This is a genomic window from Actinomadura sp. GTD37 (assembly GCF_041951365.1).
Lineage (GTDB): Bacteria > Actinomycetota > Actinomycetes > Streptosporangiales > Streptosporangiaceae > Spirillospora.
The window spans coordinates 91347-117789 of record NZ_JBGNUS010000012.1; the positions used below are offsets into that span (position 1 = coordinate 91347).

Below are 26443 nucleotides of genomic sequence, written 5' to 3' on the forward strand. Positions count from 1 at the left end.
GGCCGGGCCGGCCGGGTTTCCGCACGCCCATATTCGAGAACGTTCGATCTAGAATCTAGGAGTCACGGCATGGCCTTCGACGGCAAGATCGTCCTCATCACCGGCGGCGCGGGCGGCATCGGCCGCGCCATCGGGCACGCCTTCGCCCGCGCGGGCGCCACCGTGGTCCTCGCCGGGCGCGACGTGACCGCGCTCGCCGACGCCGCCAAGGAGATCGGCCCCGGCACGGCCGATCACGTGGTCGCCGACGTGACCGACGCCGCGTCCACCGCCCGGATGGTCGAGACGGTGACCGGACGCCACGGCGGCCTGCACGTCGCGGTCAACAACGCCGGGATCCTCGGCCCGGTCGGGCCCGTCGCCGACCTCGGCGCCGCCGCCTGGGGCGACGTCCTCGACGTCAACCTGACCGGGGTGTTCCTGTCGATGAAGCATGAGATCGCCCACATGCGGGCCCACGGCGGCGGGACGATCGTCAACGTCTCGTCCAACATCGGGGCCCACGGGAGGCGGCCCGGCATGGCGGCGTACGCGGCGTCCAAGGCGGGGGTCAGCGTCCTCACCCGCACGGCCGCGCTCGACCACATCGCCGACGGGGTCCGCATCAACGCCGTCAGCCCCGGGGCAAGCGACACCCCCATGTCGCTGCTACCGGGCGAGAGCGAAACCGGCCGCGCCGTCCGGATGCGTGGGGCGATCCCGGCAGGGCGTGTGGCGAACACGTCCGAGGTCGCCTCGACCGTCCTGTGGCTCGCGTCCGACGCGTCGGCCCACGTGGTGGGGCACGACCTCGTCATCGACGGCGGCAGCACCGCCTGACGACGCTTTTCGAGGCGGCTCACCGGGCAGACTCTGAGCATGGCCCTCACACCCGACTACGACTCCGACCCGGAGCGCTTCCGTCTCGCCGGAAGGGTCACCAGGAAGTACCTGATCGGGGCGCGGAGCCTGCACGACCACATCGCCTCGAAGCTGCTGGCCGCCGGTGCGTCCCTCGTCCTGGACATCGGCTGCGGGGAGGGCGCCCTCAGCGCGGCCCTCCCCCGCCGTCCGCCGCTCCGGCTCGTGGGCCTGGACGCGTCCGCCGCGCTGCTGGCCGCCCATCCGGGCCCGCGCGTCCGGGCCGACGCGCTGCGCCTGCCGTTCCGCGACGGGGCGTTCGACGCCGCCGTCGCCGTGAACATGCTCTACCACCTGGAGGATCCGTGCCCCGCGCTGCGCGAGGCACGCCGCGTCCTCGCCCCCGGCGGGCTCCTGCTCGTCTCCGCGATCTGCCGGGACGACAGCCCCGAGCTGTCGCCCGTCTGGCGTCCCGAGCCCACCCCGTTCGACGCCGAGGACGCCCCGGACCGCGTCGGCGAGGTCTTCGGCGAGGTCGAGGTGGAACGCTGGGACGCCCCGCTGATCACGCTTCCCGACCGCGCCGCGATCCGCGACTACCTGATCGCCCGCCGCATGCCCCGCCCCCAGGCGGCCGAGGCCGCCGCCCACCTCGACACGCCCCTCCCGGTGACGAAGCGGGGCTCCCTGGTCCTCGCCCGCCGCTGACCCGGGCCCGAACCCCGGCCTCGGCGGGTCACAGCCAGCCGAGGTCGTGGGCGGTCCGGGCGGCGGCGTGGCGGTTGTCGGCGCCGAGCTTGGTGACGGCGGCCGAGAGGTAGTTGCGGACCGTGCCCTCCGAGAGGCCGAGGTCGCGGGCGATGCGGGAGACCGGGGCGCCGCCGGCGGCGGCGCGGAGGGTGTCGAGCTCGCGCCGGGTGAGGGGGCACTCCTCGGCGGCGAGGGCGTCGGCGGCGAGCTGCGGGTCGATGTAGCGGGCGCCGGCGGCGACCTGCCGGATGACCTGGGCGAGCTGCCGGCCGGGCGCGTCCTTGCCGAGGAAGCCGCGGACGCCGGCGGCCATCGCGCGGCGCAGGTTCCCGGGCCGTCCGTGCGCGGTCACGATCACCAGGCGGCACGCGGGCAGGTCGCGGGAGAGGCGTTCGGCGGCGGCGAGTCCGTCCAGGCCGGGCATGTCGATGTCGAGGACGGCGACGTCGGGTTTGAGGGCGAGGGCGCGGTCGACGGCCTCGTCCCCGCGGCCGACGTCGGCGGCGACCTCGATGCCGTCCTCGGTCTCCAGCAGGAGGACGAGCGCCTCGCGGATCAGGAGGTGGTCGTCGGCCAGCAGCACGCGGATCATGCCTCGTCCTTCGCTTCGGTGGGCACGGCGGTGGTGGGAACGGCGGCCGTCACCCGGAACGTCCCCTCGCCCGCCGGGCCCGCCGAGAACTCGCCGCCGGCGGCGGCGATCCGCTCGGCGAGGCCGGTCAGGCCGCTGCCCGCGTCGCCCGCGCGGCGCCCGGCGCCGTCGTTGACGATCTCCAACCGGACGCTGTCGCGGCCGGCCCGCACGGTGATCTCGCACCAGGCGGCGCTGGAGTGCCGCAGGACGTTGGTGGCCGCCTCGCGGGCGACCCAGCCGAGCGGCTCGTGGACGTGCGCGGGCAGCGCCGGGGACACCTCGGGCCGCTCGCACCGGATGCCGGCGGCGCGCAGCACGGCGGACATGCCGTCCAGCTCGGTGCGCAGGGACGTGGCGCGGTAGCCGCGGACGACCTCGCGCACGTCCCGGACGGCGTCCCGCGCCATCGTCTGGATCTCGGTCAGCTCCTTGCGGACGCGCCCGTCGTCGCGTTCCAGGAACCGTTCGGCGACCTCGGCGCGCAGCGCGACCGCCTGGAGGCTGTGGCCGAGGACGTCGTGCAGGTCGCGGGCGAAGCGGAGCCGCTCCTCCCCCACGGCGGACCGGGCCAGCTCGGCCCGCGCCTCCCGGAGCTCCTGGACGACGTGGAACAGCCAGACCGTGACATAACCGGAGAAGGCGCCGAGCGGCACCCCGGTGACCTCGTACAGGACGGTCAGCGCGGGCAGCCCGAGGAGCGCGCCGTAGACGGGCGTCAGGACGGTCGCCGCCGCCGTCACGGCGATCGCCTCCCGGACGGGGAGGACGACGGCGATCAGCCCGGACGGGACCAGCAGCGCGTTGCCCCAGCCCGCGCCGGTGCCGAGCAGCAGCGGCATCGCCCAGCAGACCAGCGCGATCGCGGCCAGCCCGAGCCGGTGCGCGGGCGCGGTCCGGCGCATCAGGTTCTGCCACAGGAGCCGGGCGTACAGGGTGAACGCGACGCCGACGCCGCTGAGGGCGAGGAGCAGGCGGCCGGCCTCCCGACGCTCGATGATCTCGTACCAGAGCGGCGGCAGCAGGAAGCCCGCCAGCGTCAGCACCGTCATCCCCACGATGATCGCGGCGATGACGGTGGGGCGCGGGATCCTGGGCTGCACGCGCCCAGCGTATGCGGCCGGCACGGGGGTGCGGCGGAACGGCCGGCGGCCGGTCAGGCCGCGCGGAGCCGGACGGCGTCCCGGCCGGTGACCAGGCGGCCCTCGTCCAGGACCCCGACCCGGTCGGCGCGGCACGCCTCGCCGGGGTCGCGGGTCGCGACCACCGCGCTGACCCCGTGCGCGGCCAGCATCAGCAGGGCGGCCCACACCTCGCGGGCGGACGCGTCGTCCAGGCCGGCGGTGGGTTCGTCCAGGAACAGGACGTCGGACCGTCCGACGAGGGCGAGGGCCATGTCGAGCATGCGCCGCTGCCCGGGGGTCAGGTGCTCGAACGCGACGTCGGCGACGTCGGCGAGGCGAGCCAGGCGGAGGGCCTCGTCACGGGTGAGCGGGTCGAGCGTCCAGCGCCGCCACGTGTCGATGATCTCGGTGACGGTGAGCCCTGGGAACAGGCCGCCGTCGTGCCAGACGGCCCCAGCGCGCGCGGAGTCGCGCTCGCTGTAAGGGTCCGCGCCGTGGAGGCGGACGGTTCCGCTTGTGGGACGGCGCAGCCCGGCGAGCATTTCCAGGAGGGCGGTCTTGCCGGAGCCGTACCGGCCCAGCAGCGCGTAGACCTCGCCCTCGGCCACGGTGAACGAGACGTTCCGCACGGCCTCGCTCAGGTCCAGGTCGCGTACCTCGATCACAGGTGCCTTCATGACATCCATGCTGGCCGCCGGCAGCGCGGACGGTCAGTCACAGGCGTCAGGAACCGCACGTGAGGATTTCAGGGGTGACCCATGACGAATGTCATGGTTCGGCGATCGCCCATCCTGCGGCCGGGACGGTGGCGCCGTCGGTGGTGAAGCTCGCTTCACCGGCTGCGCACGTCCAGTTCGCGGCGGGCAGGTCCGCCTTGGCTGGCTCGCCGTCCAGGTTGAGGACGACCGCGAGCCGTTCTGCGCCGTGCCCCACTGTGTAGGAGAGAGCCGTGTTGGTCAAGGTCGCGACCGTCGTCTGAGCGCGGACCAGCCACGGGTGGCGGCGCCTTAGGCCGATCAGGCTCTGGTGGAGGCGGTGATGGGGGGAACCGTATCCGGCGGTCTCGTCGGGACGTTCCGGGAAGGCCGGTCGTATGGCGTCGTCCCCGCCGGCGCGTTCCTCCTTGACACCCTCGAAACCGAACTCGTCGCCGGCGTAGATGGACGGAACACCACCCACCGTCATCAGGACCACCAGCGCGTGCTCGCGGAGCCGCGGCTCGCTCAGGCGGCTCGCGATGCGGGTCACGTCGTGGTTGCCCAGGAAGGTCTGGGGGGCGAACGTGTCGAGCATCGTGTTGTGCCGGCCGAGGGCATGGGCCAGTTCGAAGAAGTTGCGGTCGTTGAGCGAGCTCCAGATGGCCTTCCAGAGTTCGTACTGGGTGATGGAGTCGAATCCGGTGTGCTCGATGAGGCCGGTGTAGTCGCCGTGGATGACCTCGCCGACGAACCATGCGTCGGGGAAGCGCGCGCGGACCCGGTCTGTGACCAGCCGCCAGAACGGTGGCGGGACGGCGTACGCGGCGTCGAGTCGCCATCCGTCTATGCCGCGCTCCAGCCAGTGGGTCATGACGTCGGTGACGTAGTCGGCGACCTCGGGTTCGGCGTGGTTCAGCGTGACGAGGCGGTCATGGCCCTCGAACGTGCGCAGGTCCGGGTGGAACCAGTTGCGGTACGGGGAGTCGTCGCCCCTGGCGGTGAGGTCGCCGAAGGGGTCGAAGCCGTGTCCGACGTGGTTGAAGACACCGTCGAGCAGAACTCTGACGCCCCTCTGGGACGCCTCGTCGATGAGCCGCCGCAGGTCGTCCTCGCCGCCGAGCCTCGGGTCGACGCGGTAGTGGTCGACGGTGTCGTAGCCGTGGGTCTCGGACGCGAACACCGGCCCGAGGGCGAGCCCGTTGCAGCCGAGCCCGACGAGATGGTCGAGCCAGCCCGTGAGCCTTGCGAGCCGTGGTTCGGGGGCCGTCCTCGCTGGGAGGGCCTCACGTTCGGCGCCGACGAAACCGAGCGGATAGGCGTGCCACCAGATGGCGTGATCGGGCCAGCGCATGCACGGGTCCCTACCCGAAATGGTGTCGCTACGCGCGCACGAGGACGTCCGGAGTCAACTCGTCCGGAGTCCTGATCCCGGAGAGGGTCATGGTCAGCTCCAGTTCGGCCTGGAGGCAGCGCAGCACATGCTGGACTCCCGCCTGGCCCGCCAGCGCCAGCGCATACGCGTACGGACGCGCGACCAGGACGGCCTTGGCCCCGAGCGCGAGAGCCTTGGCGACGTCCGATCCCGTCCGGATTCCGCTGTCGAACAGGACGGTCGCCTGGTCGTGGACGGCCTCGACCACACCGGGCAGTGCGTCCAGTGAGGCGATGGCCCCATCCACTTGGCGTCCGCCGTGGTTGGAGACGATGACGGCGTCCATTCCGGCGTCCACTGCCTGGCGGGCGTCGTCGGGGTGCTGGATGCCCTTGAGCGCGATGGGGCCGTCCCAGTGGTCCCGCAGGAAGATGAGGTCGTCCCACGTCAGGCTGGGATTGCCGAAGTTGGCGACCCAGTGCAGGATCGCCATGTCCCGGTTGGCGGCAGTGACCTCCCCGCCGACGGCCTTTTGGAAGACCGGATCGCTGAAGTAGTTCGCGACACCGATCCCGCGCAGGAACGGCAGGTATGCCCGGTCCAGGTCGCGTGGACGCCACGCCAGCGTGAACGTGTCGAGAGTGACGACAAGGGCCGTATAACCGGATGCCTTGGCCCGCTCCAGGAAGCTGACCGCGAGTTCCCTGTCCTTGGGCCAGTACAACTGGTACCAGCGCGGCCCGTCACCATTGGCTTCGGCCACGTCCTCCATCGAATACGAGGCCGCGGTGCTGAGCACCATCGTCACGCCCTCGGCCGCCGCCGCCCGCGCGACGGCCAGCTCGCCGTCCGGATGGAAGATGGACTGGACGCCGATGGGCGCGAGCAGGACCGGGGACGGCATCGCGGTGCCCAGCACGTCCACCGACAGGTCCCGGTGGGCGACGTCCCGCAGCATGCGGGGCACGATCCGCCACCGCTCGAACGCCGCCCGGTTGGCCCGCGCCGTCGACTCGCTGCCCGCCGACCCCGCCGCGTACCCGAACGCCTGCGCCGACAGCCCCCGCTCGGCGAGGCCCTCCAGCTTCGTCAGGTCCGTCGGCAGCGACGGGACGACGTCGCCGAGCCCCTGAAGGTAGATCGAGTTCTGGAAGTCGGCCAGCCCGCTCAAGGAAACCTCCACCTGGGGAAATCGAAACCGTCCGTCCTCAATCTGCCAGGTTCGGGAAGGTGACGGAACGGCACCAATCCACCGAGTTGGGCGGCACGCCCGGTGGGGCTGGCGAAAGATGTCCCTGGGACCGGCCACAATGTGGGGCATGGCACGACGCGGATCCCAAGCCCCTCCCCCGCCGCCGGACTTCGAAGAGAACATCGTCGACGTCGATGTCTCCGACGAGATGCGCGGCAGTTTCCTCGAGTACGCCTACTCGGTCATCTACCAGCGGGCGCTTCCCGACGCGCGCGACGGCATGAAGCCCGTCCAGCGCCGGATCCTGTACTCGATGAACGAGATGGGGCTCCGCCCCGACCGCGGGCACGTCAAATGCGCGCGCGTCGTCGGCGAGGTCATGGGCAAGCTGCACCCGCACGGCGACAGCGCCATCTACGACGCCATGGTGCGGATGGCGCAGCCGTGGGCGATGCGGATGCCGCTCGTCGACGGGCACGGCAACTTCGGCTCGCTCGGCGGCGACGACATGCCCGCCGCCATGCGGTACACCGAGGCCCGCATGTCGCGCGAGGCGATGCTGCTGGTCGAGTCGATCGACGAGGACACGGTCGACTTCCGCCCCAACTACGACGGGCAGGAGCGCGAGCCCGAGGTCCTGCCCGCCGCGTTCCCGAACCTGCTGGTCAACGGGGCGTCCGGCATCGCGGTCGGCATGGCGACGAACATGGCGCCGCACAACCTCGGCGAGGTCGTCTCCGCGGCCCGGCACCTGATCGACAACCCCGACGCGTCCCTCGAAGACCTGATGCGCTTCGTCCCCGGCCCCGACCTGCCCACCGGCGGCAAGATCGTCGGCCTGGACGGCATCCGCGACGCCTACGAGCGCGGCCGGGGCACCTTCCGCACCCGCGCGACGGTCACCATCGAGAACGTCACGCCGCGCCGCAAGGGCATCATCGTCAGCGAACTGCCGTACGCCGTCGGGCCCGAACGCGTCAAGGCCAAGATCAAGGAACTGGTCAACAACAAGAAGATCCAGGGCATCTCCGACCTGAAGGACCTCACCGACCGCATGGTCGGCCTCCGCCTGGTCATCGAGATCAAGAACGGTTTCAACCCCGAGGCCGTCCTGGCCGACCTCTACCGGCTGACGCCGATGGAGGAGACGTTCGGCATCAACAACGTCGCCCTCGTCGACGGCCAGCCGCGCACCCTCGGGCTGCGCGAGATGCTGCAGGTCTACGTCGACCACCGCATCAACGTCGTCCGCCGCCGCTCGATGTTCCGCCGCAAGAAGCGCGAGGACCGCCTCCACCTGGTCGAGGGCCTCCTGATCGCCCTCCTCAACATCGACGAGGTCATCCAGGTCATCCGGCAGAGCGACGACGCCGCCCAGGCCAAGCAGCGCCTCATGCAGATCTTCGAGCTGTCGGAGATCCAGGCGCAGTACATCCTGGACACCCCGCTCCGCCGCCTCACCCGCTACGACCGGCTCGAACTGGAGAAGGAGAAGGAGCAGCTCGCCAAGGAGATCGCCCGCCTCACCGCGATCCTCGACTCGGAGCGCAAGCTCCGCGGCGTGGTCTCGAAGGAGCTGGGCGACGTCGCCAAGGAGTTCACCACCCCCCGGCGGACGATCCTCCTCGAGTCCTCGGGCCAGACGGCCGCCAACGCCGTCCCTCTCGAAGTCGCCGACGACCCGTGCACGGTGCTGCTCTCCTCCACCGGCCTCATGGCCCGCACCCACGACGCGTCGCCCCTCCCCGACAGCGGCCCCCGCGCCCAGCACGACGTCCTGACCTCGGTGGTCCCCGCCACCGCGCGCGGCCAGGTGGGCGCGGTGACGTCCCTCGGCCGGATGATCCGCGTCGACGTCCTGGACCTGCCGACCCTGCCCCCCTCGGCGACGCCTCCGTCCCTGGCGGGCGGAGCCCCGGTGGCCGAGTACGTCGACCTCGAACCGAACGAGACGGTCGTGGGCATAGCCGCCGTGGGCGATGAAGGCGGCGGCCTGGCCCTGGGGACGGCCCACGGCGTGGTGAAACGAGTGGTCGCCGACTTCCCGGCCAACCGCGACGAGTTCGAGGTGATCGGCCTCAAGGAGGGCGACCGGGTCATCGGCGCCGTCCAGCTCCTCTCCGAGGAACAGCACCTGGTCTTCATCACCACCGACGCCCAGCTCCTGCACTTCGCCGCGTCCCTCGTCCGTCCGCAGGGCCGGGCCGCCGGCGGCATGGCGGGCATCAAACTGGCGGAGGGCGCGACCGCCATGTGGTTCGGCGCCCTGGACCCGGCCCGCGAGGCCCGCGTCATCACGATCTCGGGCGCGTCCTCGGCGCTCCCCGGCACCCAGACGGGCGCGATCAAACTGGCCGACTTCGCCGACTTCCCGGCCAAGGGCCGCGCGACGGGCGGCGTCCGGGCCCACCGCTTCCTCAAGGGCGAGGACGTGCTGCTCCAGGCCTGGGCGGCGCCGACACCCCTGCGCGCCGCGGCCGCCAACGGCAAACCGGCGATGCTGAACGTCACCATGGGCCGCCGAGACGGCTCCGGCGACCCCCTGGACAACCCCATCGTCTCCATCAGCGGCCCCATAGGCCCCGCCCCAGAAGAAGACGAAACAGCCGAAGAGTGACCCCAGAGGCCCCGGGGCCGCACTCCCCGGGGCCTCTCCCCCTCGCCGGACGATCTCACCTGCGAGCACAGGCATTGAGATCCTCGTTGCACCGGACGATCGCCTCCGCCACCTCGACAACATCGCAGACCGGGTGGCACGCGGCACCCGCCCCCGGCAGGGTGATGAAGAACGTCTCGTCCCGCACCCACACCGTGATCTCGGCCCGTACCGAAACGACGGCCATCCGCCACCCCTCGTTCAGATGCAGCGGCCCGATCCCCCGCGCGGCGAGCAGCCGCCGTAGCTCCCGAGCCGCCTCGTGGCAGTCCCGCCGTGTCGGACGCCACGGCATCGCCACAGGCAGCGTGAAGTAGACGACCTTTCCGGAAACCGGCGTGAGCCCCGTTTGCGACCGGCTCCGATGCGCGCCCCACCGCCCACCGTGCTCCACGGTCAAGGCGTTGACCAGCTCAAGCCCGCGCCCGCCCTCGGCCTCCGTCGGCGGACGCAGGTTCCCCGCCCCGGACGGCACCGTCCCGCACCATGACGCCGAGTCGAAGACCCGCACCACGACCTCCGTCCCCCGCCCGCGCCCGCGTCCGTAGATCTGCACCTCAGGCAGCCCGGCCGTGGGCATGACCAACAGCGGCCGCCCGCCCAGCGCATGCACGAACGCGTTGGTCGCCAGCTCGGAAACCATCGTGACCGCGTCGTCCACCACGCCTTCGGCCAGCCGCAGCGCCCCAAGAGTCTCCCGGACGGCCTCCCGCGCCACCCCGGCACACCGAGCCTCCGGCGGCAGCACCCGAACCGCACACCCGCCCGCCCGAACCACCTCGGCCGCGTCCGACGCCTCAGACACTGCAACCCCCAGGATCCGTGATCAAACGGACACCCTTTGTGATGTCCTCGCGACGCATAGTGGCTGGAGCGAACTGCTGATCGCAACTAGTGATGGAAAATTCCATCACACTCTCCAAAGAATTTCCGGAACCGTCACTCGCCGCCGTAGCGAACACGGCACACTCGGTACATGCCTGAACGCCGGCCCACGATCCGCGAGCGCAAACTCGCCGCCGAGCTGCGCCGTCTGCGCGAACGATCGACGCTGCGCTTGGACCAGGTCGTCGCGGAGTTGCAGACGCATGGCGCGGGGCGATGGTCCACTCCGAAGCTGTCCCGCATCGAGACCGCCGCCCAAGGGATCAAGACCTCGGACGTGAACCAGCTCTGCGCGGTCTACGGCGTGCCGCCCGAGAAGCGCGAAGCGCTACTCGCCCTGACCAGGACGGCACGGCAACGCGGCTGGTGGGACGCCTATGCCGACACGATCCAGACCGACTACGCCGCGTACATCGAACTCGAGGCCGAGGCCAAGTCGCTCCGCTGCTACAACGCCCTCGTCCTCAACGGGCTATTGCAGACCGACGAGTACGCGCACGAGGTGATCCGCGTTGGACTGATGCAGTTCGCTCCGCCGGCGGAAGTAGATCGGCGGGTGGAGATCCGCAAGACGCGCCAAGGACTCGTGAAGGACACGGCGTCCGAGGCACTCCGCGTCTGGTCCGTCATCGATGAGGCGGCCCTGCGCCGAATCGTCGGCAGTAGCGACATCATGCGGCGGCAGTACGCGCACCTGCTGGCACTGTCAGAGCAGCCCAACATCATGCTTCAGGTCCTGCCCTTCGAGGCCGGAGCCCATCCCGCGTTCAGCGGCGCCTTCTCCTACATGGAGTTCCCCGAGCATCACATGCCCGACGTGGTCTACATCGACGGGCTGACCAGCGCGCTCTATGTCGAGGACGACGCCCAGGTGCACACGCACTTGCTGACGTTCAACCAGCTCGCGATGGCCGCTCTCGGGGCGGACGAGTCAATGGAGCTGATCTCTGAGCTGGCGGAGACCCATTAGGCCGGGCATATTAACTTCAATGGACATTGGCGACAACAGGCTCAACTGGCGCACCAGCTCCTACACAGCCCAGGGCGCCGACTGTGTCGAGGTCGCGCAACTCGGTGACAGGCGCGCGGTCCGCGACTCCAAGGATCCGAGCGGCCCGATCCTCACCTTCACCACCAGCGCTTGGGCCGCCCTGCTGGGCACCATCAAGACCGGCGCCCACGGCCTCCCCTGAACGCGGCCACCACGTGGTCTTCAGTCTTCGCCTGCCGGTGATCGGCGATGGCCGCGGCCGGTGCACCCACGAAATCACGGTCTATGGCTGGAGCGGCAGGTCGCGCTGGTACCGGGTGCCCGGCTTGCCGCCGAGGTCGGCTGGGTTCGCCGGGCCGGCGGGGACGAACCCGGCCTTGATCAGCGCCCTTCGGGACGCGGCATTGCTGTGGGAGCTGGCCGCCCGCAGTGTGCGCAGCCCGTGCCGCGACGCCGCCAACCGGCACAGGTCCAGGACGGCCGCGATCCCCACCGCGCCGCCGGGCCCGAGCGGATCACGTCGTGAGCCGGCAGGAGGCCGCGCTCGGCAGCGGAGGGACGTCAGCGGACGACGTCGAAGACGTTCTTCTGGATGCCGTTGGAGTAGGTCTCGTACTCGACGAGCTTGAGCTGCTGGGTGTCCTTGTCGGCGGTGCTGAACAGGCGCTTGCCCGCGCCGAGCAGCAGCGGGAACACGAGCAGGTGGTACCGGTCGATCAGGCCCGCGTCCGAGAGGGCGTGGTTCAGGGCTGCGCTGCCGTGGACGATGATCGGGCCGCCCTCGGTCTCCTTCAGCGCCGCGACCTGGTCGAGCGAGCGCAGGATCGTGGTCTCGCCCCAGTCCGCGACCAGGTCGTCATCGGTGAGGGTGGTGGAGACGACGTACTTCGGCATCACCTTGTAGTCGGCGAACTCCTCCATGGCGGGCCACACCGGGCTGAACGCCTCGTAGCTGGCCCGGCCCAGCAGCATCGCGGTGGACTCCTGCTGTTCCCGGCCCTTGATCTCGTACGCCTCGGGGACGAACTCGATGTCCTTGAAGGTCCAGCCGGTGTTCCGGTAGCCGGATTCGCCGCCCGGAGCCTCCATGACGCCGTCGAGCGAGACGAAGGCGGTGCTGATCAGAGTGCGCATCGTGGTCTCCTCGGTGTCGTGCGGTACAGTCACCAGCATGCTCCGGACAAATAGATTTGTCAAGAACGATTCGATTGTCGGTGGTGCCGCGCCTCGCGCCGAGGCGGACCTCGGGCAGGCGTCCGTGCTCGTGGCCCAGACAGCGAGGCGCGGTCAGGTCGGCTCGCACCCGGCCGAGGTCCCGAGCACGTCGCACCAGTTCGGGCGGCGGCCTCTTCGACGGGATGGCATCGCGCGCCCAGCGGGCTGCGGGCATTCACTCGGCTGCGTCCGCGGCACGTCCGGACGTCGGCGGGGCGGCTCGGGCAAGGCCGAGCGGCTGCCGGGGTGGCGGGGGCCCGCGCTTGGCGCGGCTACCTCAAGGAGAGCGGGGACCCCGCTGCCCTGGTGACCGCCTCAGTCATTGAGGTGTGCGCGCGTTTCCCTGAGTTCACGCCGCAGTTCCGTCCAGGGGAAGGTGCCCTTGGCCATGTCGGGCGAGTCGGGTGCCGGGAGCGTCGCGGGGTCGAAGACAACGGTCACGCCCCAGTCGCGCAGCTCCGCGATGCTGCGGACGAAGACCGGGTGGCGGGCGAGCGCCGAGTTCGGCCATGGCGCGGCGATGATGGGGCGGCCCAGGCCGACGGCCTCGTTGAGGAGGCCCAGGGCGAGGGTGTCGCTGGTTCCGTGAGCCCACTTGTTGACGGTGTTGAACGTGGCCGGCACCACGGCGAACGCGTCGGCGGGCGGCAGGACGTCCGGTTCGTCAGGTTGCTTGTAGTCGGAGCGGACCGGGAAGCCCGTCGATTCGGCCAGCCGGGCCGTGTCCAGGAACTTCGTGCCGGACGGGGTGGCGACGACGCACACCGTCCAGCCGTCGGCGTGGAGGCGCTCGACGAAGGGCGGGAGGTCCGCGGCGGGGCGGCCGCCGCAGGCGATCACGTAGAGCACCGGATCCTTGGCCACCTCCCCAGCCTGCCACGGCGCGGGAGGCGGCCCGGACGGTCGGGTCAGGACTCGATGTCGTCGGGGCCCCAGTGGGCCTGCATGCGGGTGATCTTGCCTTCGTCGTTGAAGGTCATGACGTCGATGGCGCGGATGCGCAGGCCCGGGACGTCCACGGTGAAGGCCATGGCGGCGCGGTCGCCGTGGGAGCCGCGGATGGGCGCGTCCAGGGTGAGCTTGGCGCCGCCGGCGATGGCGTTCGTGTAGAACTCCTCGATGGCGGCGCGGCCGGTCATCGGGGGGTTGCCGACCGGGTCCTCGACGACCGCGTCGTCGGTGTAGAGGCCGGAGATGGTCGCGGCTTCGCCGGCGTTGAAGGCGTCGATGTAGGTCTGAAGCGTCTGCTTCATGTGCTCCTGTGTCGGCATGAGCGAAGCGTACCAAGCGATCGCTTGGTTAACGAGACGGCGCCGTCGCGGATCGCGGGCCGGTGATCAGCCGGTGAGGCCGTGCTTGTACGCATAGGTGACTGCCTGGGCGCGGTCGCGCAGGTTCGCCTTCGCGAACAGGTTGTTGATGTGCGTCTTGACGGTGGCCTCGGAGATGAACAGGTCGCCGGCGATCTCGGCGTTGGAGCGTCCCCGGGCGATGAGGGTGAGCACCTCGGCCTCGCGGCGGGTCAGACCGTCCGGCAGGCCGGCGCGGCGCGGGCGTTCGCCGGCGGCGACGGCCTCGACCAGGCGGCGCTGGACGGCCGGGTCGAGCTGGGACCCCCCGCCGCGGACGGCGTCGACGGCGCGGGCGATCTCGTCGGCGCCCGCGTCCTTGGTGAGGTAGCCGCGGGCCCCGGCGCGGAGCGCGGCGAAGATCGAATCGTCGTCGGCGTAGGTGGTGAGGACGACGACTCCGACGTCGGGGTGGGCCTCCTTGATGCGGCGGGTCGCCTCGACGCCGTCCATGCGCGGCATCCGCAGATCCATGAGGACGACGTCGGGACGCAGTTCGGCGACCATCGCCACCGCCTGCTCGCCGTCGCCGCACGCGCCGGCCACGTCGATGCCGGGCAGCAGCTCCAGGAGGAGGACCAGGCCCTCGCGCACCACGGTCTGGTCGTCGACGACCAGGATTCTCGTCCGCACCGCGCCTCCCGTCACGCCGGCACCTGGAGGGCCACACGGAACCCCTTGCCGTCCGGTCCGGTGACCAGGGTCCCATCGATCAGTTCGGCGCGCTCGCGCATGCCGACGAGGCCGTATCCGCCGCCGTTCAGCTCGACGACCGATTCGGTCCCCCCGCTGTCGGTCACTTCGAGTTCGACCTTGTCGCGCAGGTAGCGCAGGGCGACCTGCGCGCGGGCGCCGGGAGCGTGCTTGCGGATGTTCGTGAGCGCCTCCTGAGCGGTGCGGACGACCGTGAGCCCGGCCTGGGCCGACAGTTCTCGCGGCGTACCCGTCACCCGCACGTCGCAGGGGCGGCCGGTGCTGGCGTAGAACTCCTCGGCGAGTTCCGCGATGACCTCCTTGGGTTCCGGTATCTCACCGCGGAGCGTGGCGAGCGCGCGCCTCGTCTCCTCCAGGCCCGAGCGGGCGAGGTTCCGCGCGCGCTCCACCCGGTCCAGGGCCTGGACGCGGTCGCCGTCCCGCGAGAGGAGCAGCCTCGCGCCCTCCAGATGGACGATCTGCGCCGACAGCGAGTGGGCGAGGATGTCGTGGATCTCCCGCGCGATGTGCGACCGCTCGGCGAGCACCGCGTTGGCGGCCTCGGCGCGGCGGGTCGCCTCCTGCGCGGCCGCGCCCTGGCGGCTGGCGACCGCGCCCAGCGTGAGGCACGCGAACGCCGACATCAGGCCGATGTCCGCGCCACCGGACCGGAAGCCCTCCCCCAGTCCGCCGATCGCGGCGATGGTCAGCGCGCTCACCGTGATGCCCCACGGCAGCGGCAGCCGCATCATCAGCACCCAGAGGCCGGCCATGCAGAAGAAGAACCCGCCGCCGGCGTGGGGCGCGATCGCGTACAGCGCCATCGCCACCGCCATGGACGCGAGCAGCAGGACGATCGACGGCCCGCGCCACGGCGACTCCCGGTGCCGTCCGAGCCAGATTCCGGCCGCCAGCAAGGCGAACAGGGTCGCGTTGAGGATGACGATGCTCAACCCGACCCCGTGCAGCGACGGCGCCGGGTCCGAGCGGGCCAGCCCCCGGACGTAGGCGACGACGCCCCACGTCGCCAGCATCCCGACGACCAGCAGCCTGGTCAGCCGCTCCCCGCGGCTCGCCTCGCAGTTCACGAGTCGACGCTAACCGCTGCCGGTGCGCCGAGCCGCTCCGCTCGCGGGCCGACGACCGGGCACCGGGCGGGAAGGACGTCGTCCAGCGTGTTCATGGCGTCGACGCTAAGGAACGACGGCCTCCACCGGATCGGCGCACGGCTGGACATCCCGGCCTCCACCTCCGGGTGGACGCCCCCGGCCCGCCCGCGCCGACTCGGCCGGATGTGGCCATGCCGGGCGGGGGCCGTTCGCCACGGTGACGGCCCCCGCCATCGCCCGGCGTCTCCCGCCGGTCAGGTGTCGATGCGTTCGACGTCCAGCTCGGTGGCGCTGGCGGTGAGGAAGGCCCGGCGCGGCGCGACGTCGCTGCCCATCAGCAGGTCGAACACCTTCGCCGCCTCCTCCGCGTCCTCGATGCGGACGCGCCGGAGCACCCGGTACCGCGGGTCGAGCGTCGTCTCCGCGAGCTGGTCGGCGTCCATCTCGCCGAGGCCCTTGTAGCGCTGGATGGGCTCCTTCCAGCGCTGGCCCTTGCGCTCCAGCTCGACGAGCCGCTGCCGCAGCTCGGCGTCGGAGTAGGTGTAGATGTACTTGTCCTGGCCCTTCTTCGGCTTGATCAGCTCGATGCGGTGCAGCGGCGGGACGGCGGAGAAGACCCGCCCGGCCTCCAGCATCGGCCGCATGTAGCGGTGGAAGAGGGTGAGCAGCAGGGTGCGGATGTGCGCGCCGTCGACGTCGGCGTCGGCGAGGACGACGACGCGGCCGTAGCGGGCGGCGTCCACGTCGAACGTGCGGCCCGAACCGGCGCCGAGCACCTGGATGATCGCGGCGCACTCGGCGTTCTTCAGCACGTCGGCGACGGACGCCTTCTGCACGTTGAGGATCTTGCCGCGGATCGGCAGCAGCGCCTGGAACTCGGAGTTCCGGGCGAGCTTGGCGGTGCCGAGGGCGGAGTCGCCCTCGACGATGAACAGCTCGCTGCGGTCGTCGGTGGTGCGGCAGTCGACGAGCTTGGCCGGCAGCGCCGAGTTCTCCAGGGCGTTCTTGCGCCGCTGGTTGTCGCGCTGGGTGCGGGCGGCGATGCGGGTCTTGGCCGCGCCGACGACCTTCTCCAGGACGGCGCGCAGCGGCTGCTTCTGCCCGCGCGGCGGGTTCTCGAAGACCGCGCGCAGCTCGCGCTGGACGACCTGGGACACGATGCGGGTCGCCGCGGACGTGCCGAGGATCTCCTTGGTCTGCCCCTCGAACTGCGGTTCGGGCAGCCGGACCGTCACCACCGCGGTGAGGCCCTCCAGGACGTCCTCCTTGATGACGTCCTCGTCGCCGTTCTTCAGCAGCTTGACCGCGCGGAGCTGCTCGTTGAGCACCTTGAGCACGGCGCGGTCGAAGCCGCGCAGGTGGGTGCCGCCCTTCGGGGTGGCGATCACGTTGACGAACGACTTGGTGATCGTGTCGTAGCCGCTGCCCCAGCGCAGGGCGACGTCGACCTCGAGGTCGCGTTCGACGTCGGTCGGGGTGAGGTGGCCCTGCTCGTCCAGGACGGGGACGGTCTCGGTGAAGTGGCCGCGGCCCTGCAGGCGCAGGACGTCGACGATGGGCGCGTCCTTGGCCAGGTAGGTGCAGAACTCGCTGATGCCGCCGTCGAACCGGAACGTCTCGTCGACGACCTCTTCGCCGCGCTCGTCGCGGACGTCGATGGTGAGGCCGGGGATGAGGAACGCGGTCTGCCGCATCCGGTTGAGGACGAGCTCCTGCTCGACCGTGGCGTCCTTCAGGAAGATCTGGGTGTCGGGCCAGAAGCGGGTGCGGTTGCCGGTGACCTTCTTGGCGACCTTGCGGATCTGCCGCAGGCCCGACTTCTTCTTGAACCGGGCGTTGGGGCGCCCCTCGTCGGCGAACTCGCCGGGCAGGCCGCGCCGGAAGCTGATCGCGTGGGTGTGGCCGTCGCGGTCGACCTCGACGTCCAGCCGGGCGGACAGCGCGTTGACCACGGACGCCCCCACGCCGTGGAGCCCGCCGGACGCGGTGTAGGAGACGCCGCCGAACTTGCCGCCCGCGTGCAGCCGCGTCATGACCAGCTCGACGCCGGGCAGCCCCGTCTTGGGCTCCAGGTCGACCGGGATGCCGCGGCCGTTGTCGCCCACCTCGAAGGAGCCGTCGGCGTGGAGCGTCACGCCGATGTGGGTGCAGTAGCCGGCGAGGGCCTCGTCGACGGAGTTGTCGACGATCTCCCACAGGCAGTGGGCGAGGCCCCTGCTGTCGGTCGACCCGATGTACATGCCAGGCCGTTTCCGGACGGCCTCCAGCCCCTCCAGCACCGACAGGTGCCGGGCGGAGTAGCCGTGCGGGTCTTCTGTTGTCGCTTCGGCGGTCGCGGCGGTCAACGTGCGTGCGCTCCTCGGGGGTAGGACGGTCGGCAGCAGGGTACCCCCGGCCGCCGACATTCCACCGGCAGGCTCGCCGCCCGGCTCGTCCAGGGGGTTCCGCGCGTCCGGTCCGATTGTCCGCGCGGCGGGCTTGTTCGTCCGCGCGGCGGTGCGGGTCCGGGCGCGTCCGGTTCCGCCAGGCTATCCGGACCTCGACTTCTAGACCCTAACGTCCACCTTTAGGTGGGTGTGCGGGGTCGGCGTCGCTGCCTAATGTCCTGTGCATGGTGCAAACGATCGAGGTCTCGGACCTCCGTAAACACTACGGAGACGTCCGGGCCGTGGACGGGGTGACGTTCGGGGTCGAGGAGGGCGAGTTCTTCGGCATCCTCGGGCCGAACGGGGCGGGCAAGACGACGACGCTGGAGATCATCGAGGGGCTGCGCAAGGCCGACGCGGGGGGCGTCTCGGTGCTCGGGCTCTCCCCGTGGCCCCGCAACCCCAAGCTGCTGCCCAGGATCGGCGTGCAGTTGCAGGCGTCGTCGTTCTTCGAGCGGCTGACCACCCGCGAGCAGTTGCGGACGTTCGGGTCCCTCTACGGCGTCTCCCCCAAGAAGGCCGACGCGATGATGGAGCTGGTGGGGCTGGCCGACAAGGCCGACGTGCGGGTGGAGAAGCTGTCGGGCGGCCAGGCGCAGCGCCTGTCCATCGCGTGCGCGCTCGTCCACGACCCCGAACTCGTGTTCCTGGACGAGCCCACCGCCGCGCTGGACCCGCAGGCCCGCCGCAACCTCTGGGACCTGCTACGGAAGATCAACACGGAGGGCCGCACGGTGGTCCTGACCACCCACTACATGGACGAGGCCGAGATCCTCTGCGACCGCGTCGCCATCATGGACTCGGGCAGGATCCTGCGGCTCGGCCCGCCCGCCGTGCTGGTGCGCGGGCTGGACGCCCCGTCCAGGATCAGCGTCGCCAGCGGTGTCCTGGAGCTCGGCGACGCGCGGCTGCTGCCGGGCGCGGACGACGCCGCCGACGACGGCGTCTCGCTGACCATCTCCACCCGCGACCCGTCGGCCGTGGTCGCGGCCATGGCGGCCAAGGACGCCCTGGACGGCGTCCAGATCCGCGGCGCCACCCTTGAGGACGTCTTTCTGGAGCTCACCGGACGGGAGTACAGGGCGTGAGCACGTACGAGAGCTTCAAGAGCCTGTCCCGGGCCATGTACCTGGGCTTCAAGCGCGACCGGACGGCGCTGTTCTTCACCGTCCTGTTCCCCCTGATGTTCCTGGTCATCTTCGGCGGCGTCTTCGGCCACCAGACGACGTCCAAGGTCGAGGTCCTGGAGGTCGGCAAGGCCCCGATCCTGGAGGGGGCCGTCGCGCACGGGGGCGAGCAGGTCGGGAACGTCATGAAGGTCACCAGGACGTCCGACCGCGACGCGGCCCTGCGCAAGGTGGAGAAGGGCGATGCGGACGCGGCCGTGGAGCAGCGCGGCAACCAGCTCGTCGTCCACTACTCCGCCGCCGACCAGGTCAAGTCGGGGACGGTGCGGGGGCTGATGGACTCGATCGTCCAGGCGGCGAACCAGTCCGCTACGGGCAGGCCGCCCGCGTACACGATGGCCACCCAGCAGGTGGAGGACGACTCCCTCAAGGCCATCCAGTTCTTCACGCCCAGCCTGCTCGGGTGGGCGCTGGCGTCGGCGGGCGTCTTCGGGGCGTCCCAGACGCTGGTGACGTGGCGGACCAAGGGCATCCTGCGCCGCCTCCAGCTCTCCCCTGCCCCGATCCCCACCGTGTTCGCCGCCCGTGTCGCGGTCAGCCTCGCCATCGCGCTCGTGCAGTTCGCGCTGTTCGTGCTCGTGGCCCAGCTTCCGATGTTCGGGTTGCAGCTCAGCGGGGCCTGGTGGATGGCCATCCCGATGGTGATAGCCGGCGTGCTCGCGTTCCTGTCGATCGGGATGCTGATCGGCGCGTGGGCCAAGACGCAGGAGACCGCCCAGGCCGTGACGCAGCTCGTCGTCCTGCCAATGGCGTTCCTCGGCGGTTCGTTCTTCCCTCTCGACGCGTCACCGGGCTGGATGAGGACGCTGTCCTACATCTTCCCGTTGCGGTATCTGAACGAAGGGATGCTCAACGTGATGGGCCGCGGCCTGGGGCCGGCCTCCGCACTGCCCCAAATCGCCGTTCTGGTGGGCGTCGCGGTCGTCGGCGCGTTGATCGCCATGCGCCTGTTCCGATGGGACGCCGCCTAATGTGACCTCGGTCACTAATTGGGCCATTCTGCTCTGGGCGTACGAGGAACCAGGTTGGGAACGCCAGCGTCGGGTTAGATGTTGTCCTAAGTACCGACCCCGAGCATGAGGAAGGTGCCGTGACTGGAGCCCTTGCCCCAACCAAGCCGCTGACCGTCGCCGACCGATGCGACCGCTGCGGCGCCCAGGCCTACGTCCGTGCTGTGCTTGTAGGCGGCGGCGACCTTCTGTTCTGCGCCCACCACGGACGCAAGTACTCAGAGGCGCTCCGCGCAAACGGGGCCGACATACAGGACGAGACCGACCGGCTCAACGAAACCCCGGCCACCGTTCCCCCCGAGGAGCGGTAGATCTCCCAATAGAAACCCCAGGGACGGCGGCCACCGACACGGTGGCCGCCGTTCGCATTTCACCCGTTCCGGCTCGCCGTGGAGTCAATGGGACGCGATCACATAGCGTCATTGATCGGCCACGGATCGTATCGACATTCGGTCACCGCGGTGAGGTGAATCACAGAATGCACGGTTCTCTCACTCGGGAGTGACACTCTTCACTCGGTAGTGATAGCCGGCGACCGGCGCGAAACCCTCCGCCTCGTACATCGCCCGCGCCGGGGCGTTCCGTTCGACGACCACCAGGTACGCGCGCTCGCATCCCTGCTCGCGCCCCCAGCCGAGAAGAGACCGCAGGACGCGCCGTCCCAGGCCCCGCCTGCGCGCGGCCGGCGCGACGGCCATGGCGTAGACGCCCAGCCACTCCCCCTGGGGGACGCCGCGGCCGACGGCGGCACCGTCCAGGAAGGCGTAGCCCGCCCGTACCCCCGTCAGGATCCTCTCCGCCATCGGCAGCTGATGGTCGTACCGGCCGTCCACCGACCACCAGAGGTCGAGCCACTCCTGGGACGGCGTCTCCGCGATCTCCACGCCGTCCCGGTCGCAGGGGCCGTCCAGGGCGGTCGCCATCGCGATCGTCGGATCGACCAGCTCGTAGCCCCGTCCCTCCAGGACCGCGTCGAGCCCCTCGGGCCGCGCCCCCGCGTCCAGCGAGAACACGGCCGGCAGCCCCAGCGCGGCATAGCAGCGCTCAACGCTTTCGACGGCCACGTCCACGTCCCCCGGGTCGCGCAGGGGCAGGACGGAGTTGGCCCGCTTGGTCACCCCGCCGGCGTGGCGCAGCAGCCAGCCGCCAATATCCTGGGCGGACGGCGCGGGCCATGCCTCGGCGACGAGTTCGCCGAGCCGTGTCTCCAGGCGCCGCGTCATCTGTCACCGCTTTCGGGGGGATCGTGCACATCCTGCTGCCACCGTCGGAGAAGAAGGCTACCGACGGGGACGGTCCGCCCCTCGACCTGGCCGCGCTCAGCTTCCCCGAACTGAACCCGGTGCGCAGGCGCGTCCTCTCGGCCCTGACCAAGACGTGCCGGCGGGCCGACGCGCCGGACGTGCTCGGCCTGCCGCCCGGTCAGGTGGACGACGCGCTCGCCCGCAACAAGGCGCTGCGCGGCGCGCCCACACTCCCGGTCGCCCGGCTCTACACCGGCGTCCTGTACGACAACCTCGACCTCACCGACCTGGACGCCGGGGCCGCCAGCGCCGCCGAAGCGCAGATCATCGTGTTCTCGGGCCTGTGGGGCGCGCTGAGGCTCACCGACCGGATCCCGCCCTATCGGCTGGCCATGGCGGTGTCGCTGCCGCCTACGGGCCGCCTGGGCGCGCTGTGGCGCCCCGCGATGGGCAAGGCGCTCCGGCCGGACGGCGACCTGATCGTGGACATGCGCTCCGGGCCCTACGCGTCCGCGTGGAAACCCCCGCAGCCGGCCGTCGCCGTCCGCGTGTTCCGCGAACGGCTCGTCGGCGGCGCCCCCAAGCGGACGGTCGTCAGCCACATGGCCAAGGCGACCCGCGGGCAGATCGCCCACGACCTGCTCAAGGCGGGCGCCGCGCCGCGCACCCCGGACGAGCTCCTGAAGGCCGTCGCCGACCTCGGCCACACGGTCGAGCTCAACGGCCCCAACCTCGACGTCGTCCTGCACGACTGAACATCCCCGCACGACTGGACAACGAGAGGGCCCCGCGCGTAGGCGCGGGGCCCTCTCGTCGTTCAGTCGCGGATCAGTCGAGGTAGTCGCGCAGGACCTGCGAGCGGGACGGGTGGCGCAGCTTCGACATGGTCTTGGACTCGATCTGGCGAATGCGCTCCCGGGTCACCCCGTAGACCTTGCCGATCTCGTCCAGCGTCTTCGGCTGGCCGTCGGTGAGACCGAACCGCATCGACACCACACCGGCCTCGCGCTCGCTGAGCGTGTCCAGGACGGAGTGGAGCTGCTCCTGCAGCAGCGTGAAGCTGACCGCGTCGGCCGGGACGATGGCCTCGGAGTCCTCGATGAGGTCGCCGAACTCGCTGTCGCCGTCCTCGCCGAGCGGGGTGTGCAGGGAGATGGGCTCGCGGCCGTACTTCTGGACCTCGACGACCTTCTCCGGGGTCATGTCGAGTTCCTTGGCCAGCTCCTCCGGGGTGGGCTCGCGGCCCAGGTCCTGGAGCATCTGCCGCTGCACGCGGGCCAGCTTGTTGATGACCTCGACCATGTGCACCGGTATGCGGATGGTGCGGGCCTGGTCGGCCATCGCGCGGGTGATCGCCTGCCGGATCCACCAGGTGGCGTACGTGGAGAACTTGTAGCCCTTGGTGTAGTCGAACTTCTCGACGGCGCGGATCAGGCCGAGGTTGCCCTCCTGGATGAGGTCCAGGAACAGCATGCCGCGCCCGGTGTAGCGCTTGGCCAGCGAGACCACCAGGCGGAGGTTGGCCTCCAGGAGGTGGTTCTTGGCACGGCGGCCGTCCTCGGCGATCCACTCGAAGTCCTCGAGGTCTTCCTCGGACATCGTGGGACCGGAGGCGGCGAGGCGCTCCTCGGCGAAGAGCCCGGCCTCGATGCGCTTGGCGAGCTCCACCTCCTGCTCGGCGTTGAGCAGGGGGACCTTGCCGATCTGCTTGAGGTAGTCCTTCACCGGGTCGGCGGTGGCGCCGGCGGCGGCGATCTGCTGGGCGGGCGCGTCCTCGTCGTCGTCGCCGAGGGTGAAGCCCTCCTCCTCGGACGAGGGGGTGCCCTCGGCGCCGGGCTTGCCGGCGGGCGCGGGCGCCTTGGCGGCGGGCGCGGCCGGGGCCGCGGCCTCCTCCTCGTCGGCCTCGGGCTCCTCGACCTCGGCGGCCGCGAGCTCGACGTCGAGGTCGGCCAGGTCCGCGTCGAGGTCGACCTCGACCTCGTCGTCGGCCTCCGGGTCGGTGCCCTTCTTGGCCGGGGCCGCCTTGATCGCCGCGCCCTTGGCGGCGGCCTTCTTGGCGGGCGCGGCCTTCTTGGCCTTGGCGCCCTTGGCGGGCGCGGCCTTCTTGGGCGCGGGCTTGGCGGCGGCCGGACGCGGCTCGGCGGCGGCCTCCTCCGGCGCGTCGTCGCCGACGACGGCGGTCACCGTGTCGGGCTGCTCCTTGGCGGCGGCGGCGGTCTTGGGCCTGCGCGCCGGCGGCGTCGCGCGCTTGCGCGGACGCTTCGGCGCCGCGGAGTCGGCAGCGCTCACCATGACCGTCACACCCTCCTTGCTGAGGCTCCGCAAAATGCTGGAGGCCTTCGACACGGGGATGTCGGCCTCCTCGAACGTACGGCGTACGTCGTCGGCTTCGAGGTAACCCTGGGACCGTCCACGCTCGATCAGCTGCGCGATGACGTGATCGTGCAGATCCGACGCTTTCGAGGTCGAGCTAGCAGGCGACACAAATACCTCTCGAACGAACGTGTGGCTTGGTTGACCCAAGTGCCCTGACGGGCCCGGCCTCACACTGGGTGGGACCACACACGGAGCGGACCACCGGTGCGGGACCGCAGCGTACCCGCTCTGTCTGGGTCAAGCATTCTGGCACTGCTGCGCATTCCGCCCTGAAGTCCTACCCGGTAACACTCCACCTTAGAGGGCGCGGGACGGTCCTTCGAACGTGCTACTCCGTCTTCACGCGGTCTCAGGCGGATTTCACGCGGGCTCGGGCGGGACGTGCAGGGCGAGCACGGTCACATCGTCCACCTGCTCGTATCCGGCAAGCATCCGATCGACCAGGAAGTCGACGAGTCTCTCGGGATCTCCTACCACTTCAGGTGGGGCGTCCGCGGCCACGGCGACAAGCTCGTCCAGCCCGGCGTCCACCCCACGCCTACGGTTCTCCACAAGTCCATCGGAATAGAAGACCACAGTGTTGCCGGTCTCGATGGAAAAACTTGTCTGCTGCCGCTGGCTCGGCCAGCCGAGCGGGGTGCCCGGCTCGAGCGTGCTCACGCGCGCAGGCGTGTCGGGGGAGATCAGCAGGGGTGGCGGGTGGCCCGCGTTGCTGAACTCCCCGTGGCCGGTCTCGGGGTCGATCACCACGTACGCGACCGTGGTGAACTGCTCCTCGTCCTCGGTGGCGCTGAACAGCCGGTCGAGGCCGGCGAGGACCGCGGCGGGACGCGCGTCGTTCAGCGCGAGCGCGCGCAGGGCGTTGCGGACGCGTCCCATTCCGGCCGCGGCGAGCACGCCCTTGCCCATGACGTCGCCGACGGCGACGGCGAGCCGGTCGTCCGGGAGGCGGAAGACGTCGTACCAGTCGCCGCCGACCTGGACGTGGCGCGTCGCGGGGTTGTACCGGGCGGCCAGCACCATGTTCGGCAGTTGCGGGAGATCGCTCGGCAGGAGGCTCCGCTGGAGCTCCTCGGCGGTCTTGTGCTCGCGCTCGAACAGCAGGGCCCGCTCGACGGCCAGGGCGCACTGCCCGGCCAGCGCCTCCAGGAAGACCCGTTCCTCCTCGGTGATCTCCCTGGGGCGGGTGAAGGAGAACCGGAGCGCGCCTATCGGGGCGCCCGCCGCGAGCAGCGGAAGGCCGACCCAGGCGCGTTCCCCGGTGTGCTGGGCGAAGAGGTCGCGCTCGCCATGGCCGAGCTGGAGGCGCAGGCTGTCGGGATGCTCGGCCAGGAACGGCCGGCTCTCGCGCACCGCCACCGACATCACGGTCTGGTCGCTGACCTTGATGTCGTCGCGGGAGGCGGGACTGGTCTCGACCTCCGCCCCCGGCTGGGACGGCGCCACGATGCTCAGCCGCAGCTTGTCGTCGTCCAGCAGCGCCACGGCCGAGTAGTCGGCGCCGATGGCGGACCGCCCGACCTCGGTGATGACCTGGACGACCTGGGAGACGGTCAGGGCCTCGGCGAGCATCGAGGTGGCCTGCTGGAGGCGCGCGGTGCGCAGCGCCGCCGCGGACAGCTGCTCGGTCAGCCGGCCGCGCATCTCCTCGGCCTCGCGCTGGCCGGTCACGTCGGTGTTGGCGCCGACCCACTCGATCACCGCGTCGCCCTGCCAGATGGGCACGGCCCTGACGTCGAAGTGCCGGTAGGTCCCGCTCTTGGTGCGGATCCGGTAGTTGGTCTCGAAGACGCGGTTCTCGTCGACGCACTCCTGCCACGCGGACTCGATGCGCGGCCGGTCCTCGGGGTGGACCACCGACAGCCAGCCGCCGACCGCGTAGTCGTCCGGGGTCTGCCCGGTGATCGCGCGCCACTCGGGCGCGTCGTCGATCACGCCGCCGGCCGGTGCGGCGACCCACACCACCTGGGCGCTGGCCTCCACGAGCGAGCGGTAGCGCTGCTCCTTGCGGCGGATGACCTCCTCGGCGCGGCGACGCTCGGTCACGTCCAGCGCGGTCAGGACGACGCCCTGGTGCTCGCCGTCGCCGTTCCTGGCGGGCAGCCACGTGCAGGCGAGGATGCGCTCTTCGACTGCGGTGGCGACGCCGGCCGCATCACCGGGCGCATCGCCGGGCGCGGGCGGCTCGCCGGCCGGGACGACCAGGTCGAGGTCGCTGACCGGGCGGTCCTCGGCGACGACCTTCCGCAGCGCCGTCTCGAACGCGGCCGCCAGCGCCTCGGGCAGCACCTCGGACGGTCTGCGCTTCTGCAGCTCGCGGACGGGCACGCCCAGCAGCGCGGCGAGCGCGTCGTTGGCCCTGCGGCAGCGCAGATCGCGATCGAAGAACGCCAGGCCGCCGGGGGCCTCCTTCAGCAAGGTCGCGTACAGCGCGGCGTCGGACGCATCCATGGGCTGGCCCTCCACCCCTGAGACGCGGGGATGCGGGACGGACGTCTCGGTGCTCATGGACAACACCTCCGCCCCAGAGGGTCCCGTACCGCGCGGCAATTTTTCATCACTATGAGTGAATGGGAGCAGGCTAGCGCTCCCGCCTCCATCACAACACCGGTCGGATTCAGGTATTCATCATCCCGATGGTTCGCCGTGTACGGAACCCCTGCTGAACATCCTTGTCCCTTCGGTCCCGGACGAA

Annotated in this window: 25 protein-coding genes; 9 read left to right on the top strand and 16 right to left on the bottom strand. The window is 71.1% G+C overall.

The genetic code is table 11. The features are described 5' to 3' along the window. Positions 1-69 precede the first annotated feature (69 nt). Together ACA511_RS37490 and ACA511_RS37495 are read left to right on the top strand one after the other, a co-directional pair. Complete coding sequence (locus tag ACA511_RS37490; protein ID WP_375029478.1) at positions 70-819, top strand: SDR family NAD(P)-dependent oxidoreductase; 750 nt, start codon at positions 70-72, stop codon at positions 817-819. 39 nt (positions 820-858) lie between these two features. After that, positions 859-1548, top strand: a complete 690-nt coding sequence (locus tag ACA511_RS37495; RefSeq protein ID WP_375029479.1) for a class I SAM-dependent methyltransferase — start codon at positions 859-861, stop codon at positions 1546-1548. Positions 1549-1576: 28 nt separating this feature from the next. Here ACA511_RS37495 and ACA511_RS37500 read toward each other — a convergent pair whose 3' ends face one another. The 5 genes from ACA511_RS37500 to ACA511_RS37520 form a co-directional block, all read right to left on the bottom strand. Further along, a complete protein-coding gene (locus ACA511_RS37500) occupies positions 1577-2182 on the bottom strand; it encodes a response regulator (protein ID WP_375029480.1) in 606 nt (201 codons plus the stop codon). Beyond that, entirely contained in the window at positions 2179-3324 is a 1146-nt protein-coding gene (locus ACA511_RS37505; protein WP_375029481.1) for a sensor histidine kinase, read from the bottom strand. The genes ACA511_RS37500 and ACA511_RS37505 overlap by 4 nt, the downstream gene beginning before the upstream one ends. 53 nt (positions 3325-3377) lie before the next feature. Beyond that, entirely contained in the window at positions 3378-4022 is a 645-nt protein-coding gene (locus tag ACA511_RS37510; protein WP_375029482.1) for an ATP-binding cassette domain-containing protein, read from the bottom strand. 91 nt (positions 4023-4113) lie between these two features. Then, positions 4114-5394, bottom strand: a complete 1281-nt coding sequence (locus ACA511_RS37515) for an alpha-amylase family protein (protein WP_375029483.1) — start codon at positions 5392-5394, stop codon at positions 4114-4116. 28 nt (positions 5395-5422) lie between these two features. Next, positions 5423-6598, bottom strand: a complete 1176-nt coding sequence (locus ACA511_RS37520; RefSeq protein ID WP_375029484.1) for a lactate 2-monooxygenase — start codon at positions 6596-6598, stop codon at positions 5423-5425. A gap of 136 nt (positions 6599-6734) precedes the next feature. On the opposite strand from ACA511_RS37520, the gene ACA511_RS37525 reads away from it, so the two are divergent. Then, positions 6735-9224, top strand: coding sequence for a DNA topoisomerase (ATP-hydrolyzing) subunit A (locus ACA511_RS37525; protein WP_375029485.1), 2490 nt, complete (start codon positions 6735-6737; stop codon positions 9222-9224). A gap of 55 nt (positions 9225-9279) precedes the next feature. Here ACA511_RS37525 and ACA511_RS37530 read toward each other — a convergent pair whose 3' ends face one another. After that, positions 9280-9981 carry an ATP-binding protein gene (locus tag ACA511_RS37530; RefSeq protein WP_375029486.1) on the bottom strand — a complete coding sequence of 234 codons (702 nt, stop codon included), beginning with the start codon at positions 9979-9981 and terminating at the stop codon, positions 9280-9282. 258 nt (positions 9982-10239) lie between these two features. On the opposite strand from ACA511_RS37530, the gene ACA511_RS37535 reads away from it, so the two are divergent. Next, positions 10240-11118, top strand: a complete 879-nt coding sequence (locus ACA511_RS37535; protein WP_375029487.1) for a helix-turn-helix domain-containing protein — start codon at positions 10240-10242, stop codon at positions 11116-11118. A 19-nt stretch (positions 11119-11137) separates the two neighbouring features. After that, positions 11138-11341 (top strand): DUF397 domain-containing protein, encoded by a 204-nt coding sequence (locus ACA511_RS37540; protein ID WP_375029488.1) that lies wholly within the window; start codon positions 11138-11140, stop codon positions 11339-11341. Between the two features lie 81 nt (positions 11342-11422). Here ACA511_RS37540 and ACA511_RS37545 read toward each other — a convergent pair whose 3' ends face one another. From ACA511_RS37545 to ACA511_RS37575, 7 genes are all read right to left on the bottom strand, one after another. Beyond that, positions 11423-11632, bottom strand: coding sequence for a hypothetical protein (locus ACA511_RS37545; protein WP_375029489.1), 210 nt, complete (start codon positions 11630-11632; stop codon positions 11423-11425). Between the two features lie 68 nt (positions 11633-11700). Then, positions 11701-12273, bottom strand: coding sequence for a dihydrofolate reductase family protein (locus tag ACA511_RS37550; RefSeq protein WP_375029556.1), 573 nt, complete (start codon positions 12271-12273; stop codon positions 11701-11703). 396 nt (positions 12274-12669) lie between these two features. Further along, on the bottom strand, positions 12670-13218 hold the full coding sequence (locus tag ACA511_RS37555) for a flavoprotein (protein WP_375029490.1): 549 nt from the start codon (positions 13216-13218) through the stop codon (positions 12670-12672). A 44-nt stretch (positions 13219-13262) separates the two neighbouring features. After that, positions 13263-13625 (bottom strand): nuclear transport factor 2 family protein, encoded by a 363-nt coding sequence (locus tag ACA511_RS37560; protein ID WP_375029491.1) that lies wholly within the window; start codon positions 13623-13625, stop codon positions 13263-13265. 66 nt (positions 13626-13691) lie between these two features. Then, a complete protein-coding gene (locus tag ACA511_RS37565; RefSeq protein ID WP_375029492.1) occupies positions 13692-14336 on the bottom strand; it encodes a response regulator in 645 nt (214 codons plus the stop codon). Positions 14337-14347: 11 nt separating this feature from the next. Beyond that, positions 14348-15484 carry a sensor histidine kinase gene (locus ACA511_RS37570; RefSeq protein ID WP_375029493.1) on the bottom strand — a complete coding sequence of 379 codons (1137 nt, stop codon included), beginning with the start codon at positions 15482-15484 and terminating at the stop codon, positions 14348-14350. A 275-nt stretch (positions 15485-15759) separates the two neighbouring features. Then, positions 15760-17850, bottom strand: a complete 2091-nt coding sequence (locus tag ACA511_RS37575) for a type IIA DNA topoisomerase subunit B (RefSeq protein ID WP_375029494.1) — start codon at positions 17848-17850, stop codon at positions 15760-15762. Positions 17851-18116: 266 nt separating this feature from the next. On the opposite strand from ACA511_RS37575, the gene ACA511_RS37580 reads away from it, so the two are divergent. The 3 genes from ACA511_RS37580 (at position 18117) to ACA511_RS37590 (ending at position 20439) form a co-directional block, all read left to right on the top strand. Beyond that, positions 18117-19019, top strand: a complete 903-nt coding sequence (locus ACA511_RS37580; protein WP_375029495.1) for an ABC transporter ATP-binding protein — start codon at positions 18117-18119, stop codon at positions 19017-19019. Next, complete coding sequence (locus tag ACA511_RS37585; protein ID WP_375029496.1) at positions 19016-20089, top strand: ABC transporter permease; 1074 nt, start codon at positions 19016-19018, stop codon at positions 20087-20089. The genes ACA511_RS37580 and ACA511_RS37585 overlap by 4 nt, the downstream gene beginning before the upstream one ends. A 119-nt stretch (positions 20090-20208) precedes the next feature. Then, positions 20209-20439: a hypothetical protein gene (locus tag ACA511_RS37590; RefSeq protein WP_375029497.1), complete on the top strand. Its 231-nt coding sequence runs from the start codon at positions 20209-20211 to the stop codon at positions 20437-20439. Between the two features lie 180 nt (positions 20440-20619). Here ACA511_RS37590 and ACA511_RS37595 read toward each other — a convergent pair whose 3' ends face one another. Then, positions 20620-21351 (bottom strand): GNAT family N-acetyltransferase, encoded by a 732-nt coding sequence (locus ACA511_RS37595; protein WP_375029498.1) that lies wholly within the window; start codon positions 21349-21351, stop codon positions 20620-20622. Positions 21352-21374: 23 nt separating this feature from the next. Between ACA511_RS37595 and ACA511_RS37600 the strand changes: the two genes are divergently transcribed. Beyond that, positions 21375-22127 carry a YaaA family protein gene (locus ACA511_RS37600; protein WP_375029499.1) on the top strand — a complete coding sequence of 251 codons (753 nt, stop codon included), beginning with the start codon at positions 21375-21377 and terminating at the stop codon, positions 22125-22127. A 73-nt stretch (positions 22128-22200) separates the two neighbouring features. On the opposite strand, the gene ACA511_RS37605 is transcribed toward ACA511_RS37600, so the two are convergent. Beyond that, positions 22201-23856 carry an RNA polymerase sigma factor gene (locus ACA511_RS37605; protein WP_375029500.1) on the bottom strand — a complete coding sequence of 552 codons (1656 nt, stop codon included), beginning with the start codon at positions 23854-23856 and terminating at the stop codon, positions 22201-22203. Positions 23857-24108: 252 nt separating this feature from the next. After that, the gene (locus tag ACA511_RS37610; RefSeq protein ID WP_375029501.1) at positions 24109-26256 is read right to left on the bottom strand and encodes a SpoIIE family protein phosphatase; all 2148 of its coding nucleotides are present in this window, start codon (positions 26254-26256) and stop codon (positions 24109-24111) included. Positions 26257-26443 lie beyond the last annotated feature (187 nt).

What these genes read in the sequence shown, in the direction of transcription:
- ACA511_RS37490 (WP_375029478.1), top strand. Translation starts at nt 70, where the DNA reads ATGGCCTTCGACGGCAAGATCGTCCTCATCACCGGCGGCGCGGGCGGC.
- ACA511_RS37495 (WP_375029479.1), top strand. Translation starts at nt 859, where the DNA reads ATGGCCCTCACACCCGACTACGACTCCGACCCGGAGCGCTTCCGTCTC.
- ACA511_RS37500 (WP_375029480.1), bottom strand. Translation starts at nt 2,182, where the DNA reads ATGATCCGCGTGCTGCTGGCCGACGACCACCTCCTGATCCGCGAGGCG.
- ACA511_RS37510 (WP_375029482.1), bottom strand. Translation starts at nt 4,022, where the DNA reads ATGAAGGCACCTGTGATCGAGGTACGCGACCTGGACCTGAGCGAGGCC.
- ACA511_RS37515 (WP_375029483.1), bottom strand. Translation starts at nt 5,394, where the DNA reads ATGCGCTGGCCCGATCACGCCATCTGGTGGCACGCCTATCCGCTCGGT.
- ACA511_RS37525 (WP_375029485.1), top strand. Translation starts at nt 6,735, where the DNA reads ATGGCACGACGCGGATCCCAAGCCCCTCCCCCGCCGCCGGACTTCGAA.
- ACA511_RS37535 (WP_375029487.1), top strand. Translation starts at nt 10,240, where the DNA reads ATGCCTGAACGCCGGCCCACGATCCGCGAGCGCAAACTCGCCGCCGAG.
- ACA511_RS37540 (WP_375029488.1), top strand. Translation starts at nt 11,138, where the DNA reads ATGGACATTGGCGACAACAGGCTCAACTGGCGCACCAGCTCCTACACA.
- ACA511_RS37550 (WP_375029556.1), bottom strand. Translation starts at nt 12,273, where the DNA reads ATGCGCACTCTGATCAGCACCGCCTTCGTCTCGCTCGACGGCGTCATG.
- ACA511_RS37560 (WP_375029491.1), bottom strand. Translation starts at nt 13,625, where the DNA reads ATGCCGACACAGGAGCACATGAAGCAGACGCTTCAGACCTACATCGAC.
- ACA511_RS37580 (WP_375029495.1), top strand. Translation starts at nt 18,117, where the DNA reads ATGGTGCAAACGATCGAGGTCTCGGACCTCCGTAAACACTACGGAGAC.
- ACA511_RS37595 (WP_375029498.1), bottom strand. Translation starts at nt 21,351, where the DNA reads ATGACGCGGCGCCTGGAGACACGGCTCGGCGAACTCGTCGCCGAGGCA.
- ACA511_RS37610 (WP_375029501.1), bottom strand. Translation starts at nt 26,256, where the DNA reads ATGAGCACCGAGACGTCCGTCCCGCATCCCCGCGTCTCAGGGGTGGAG.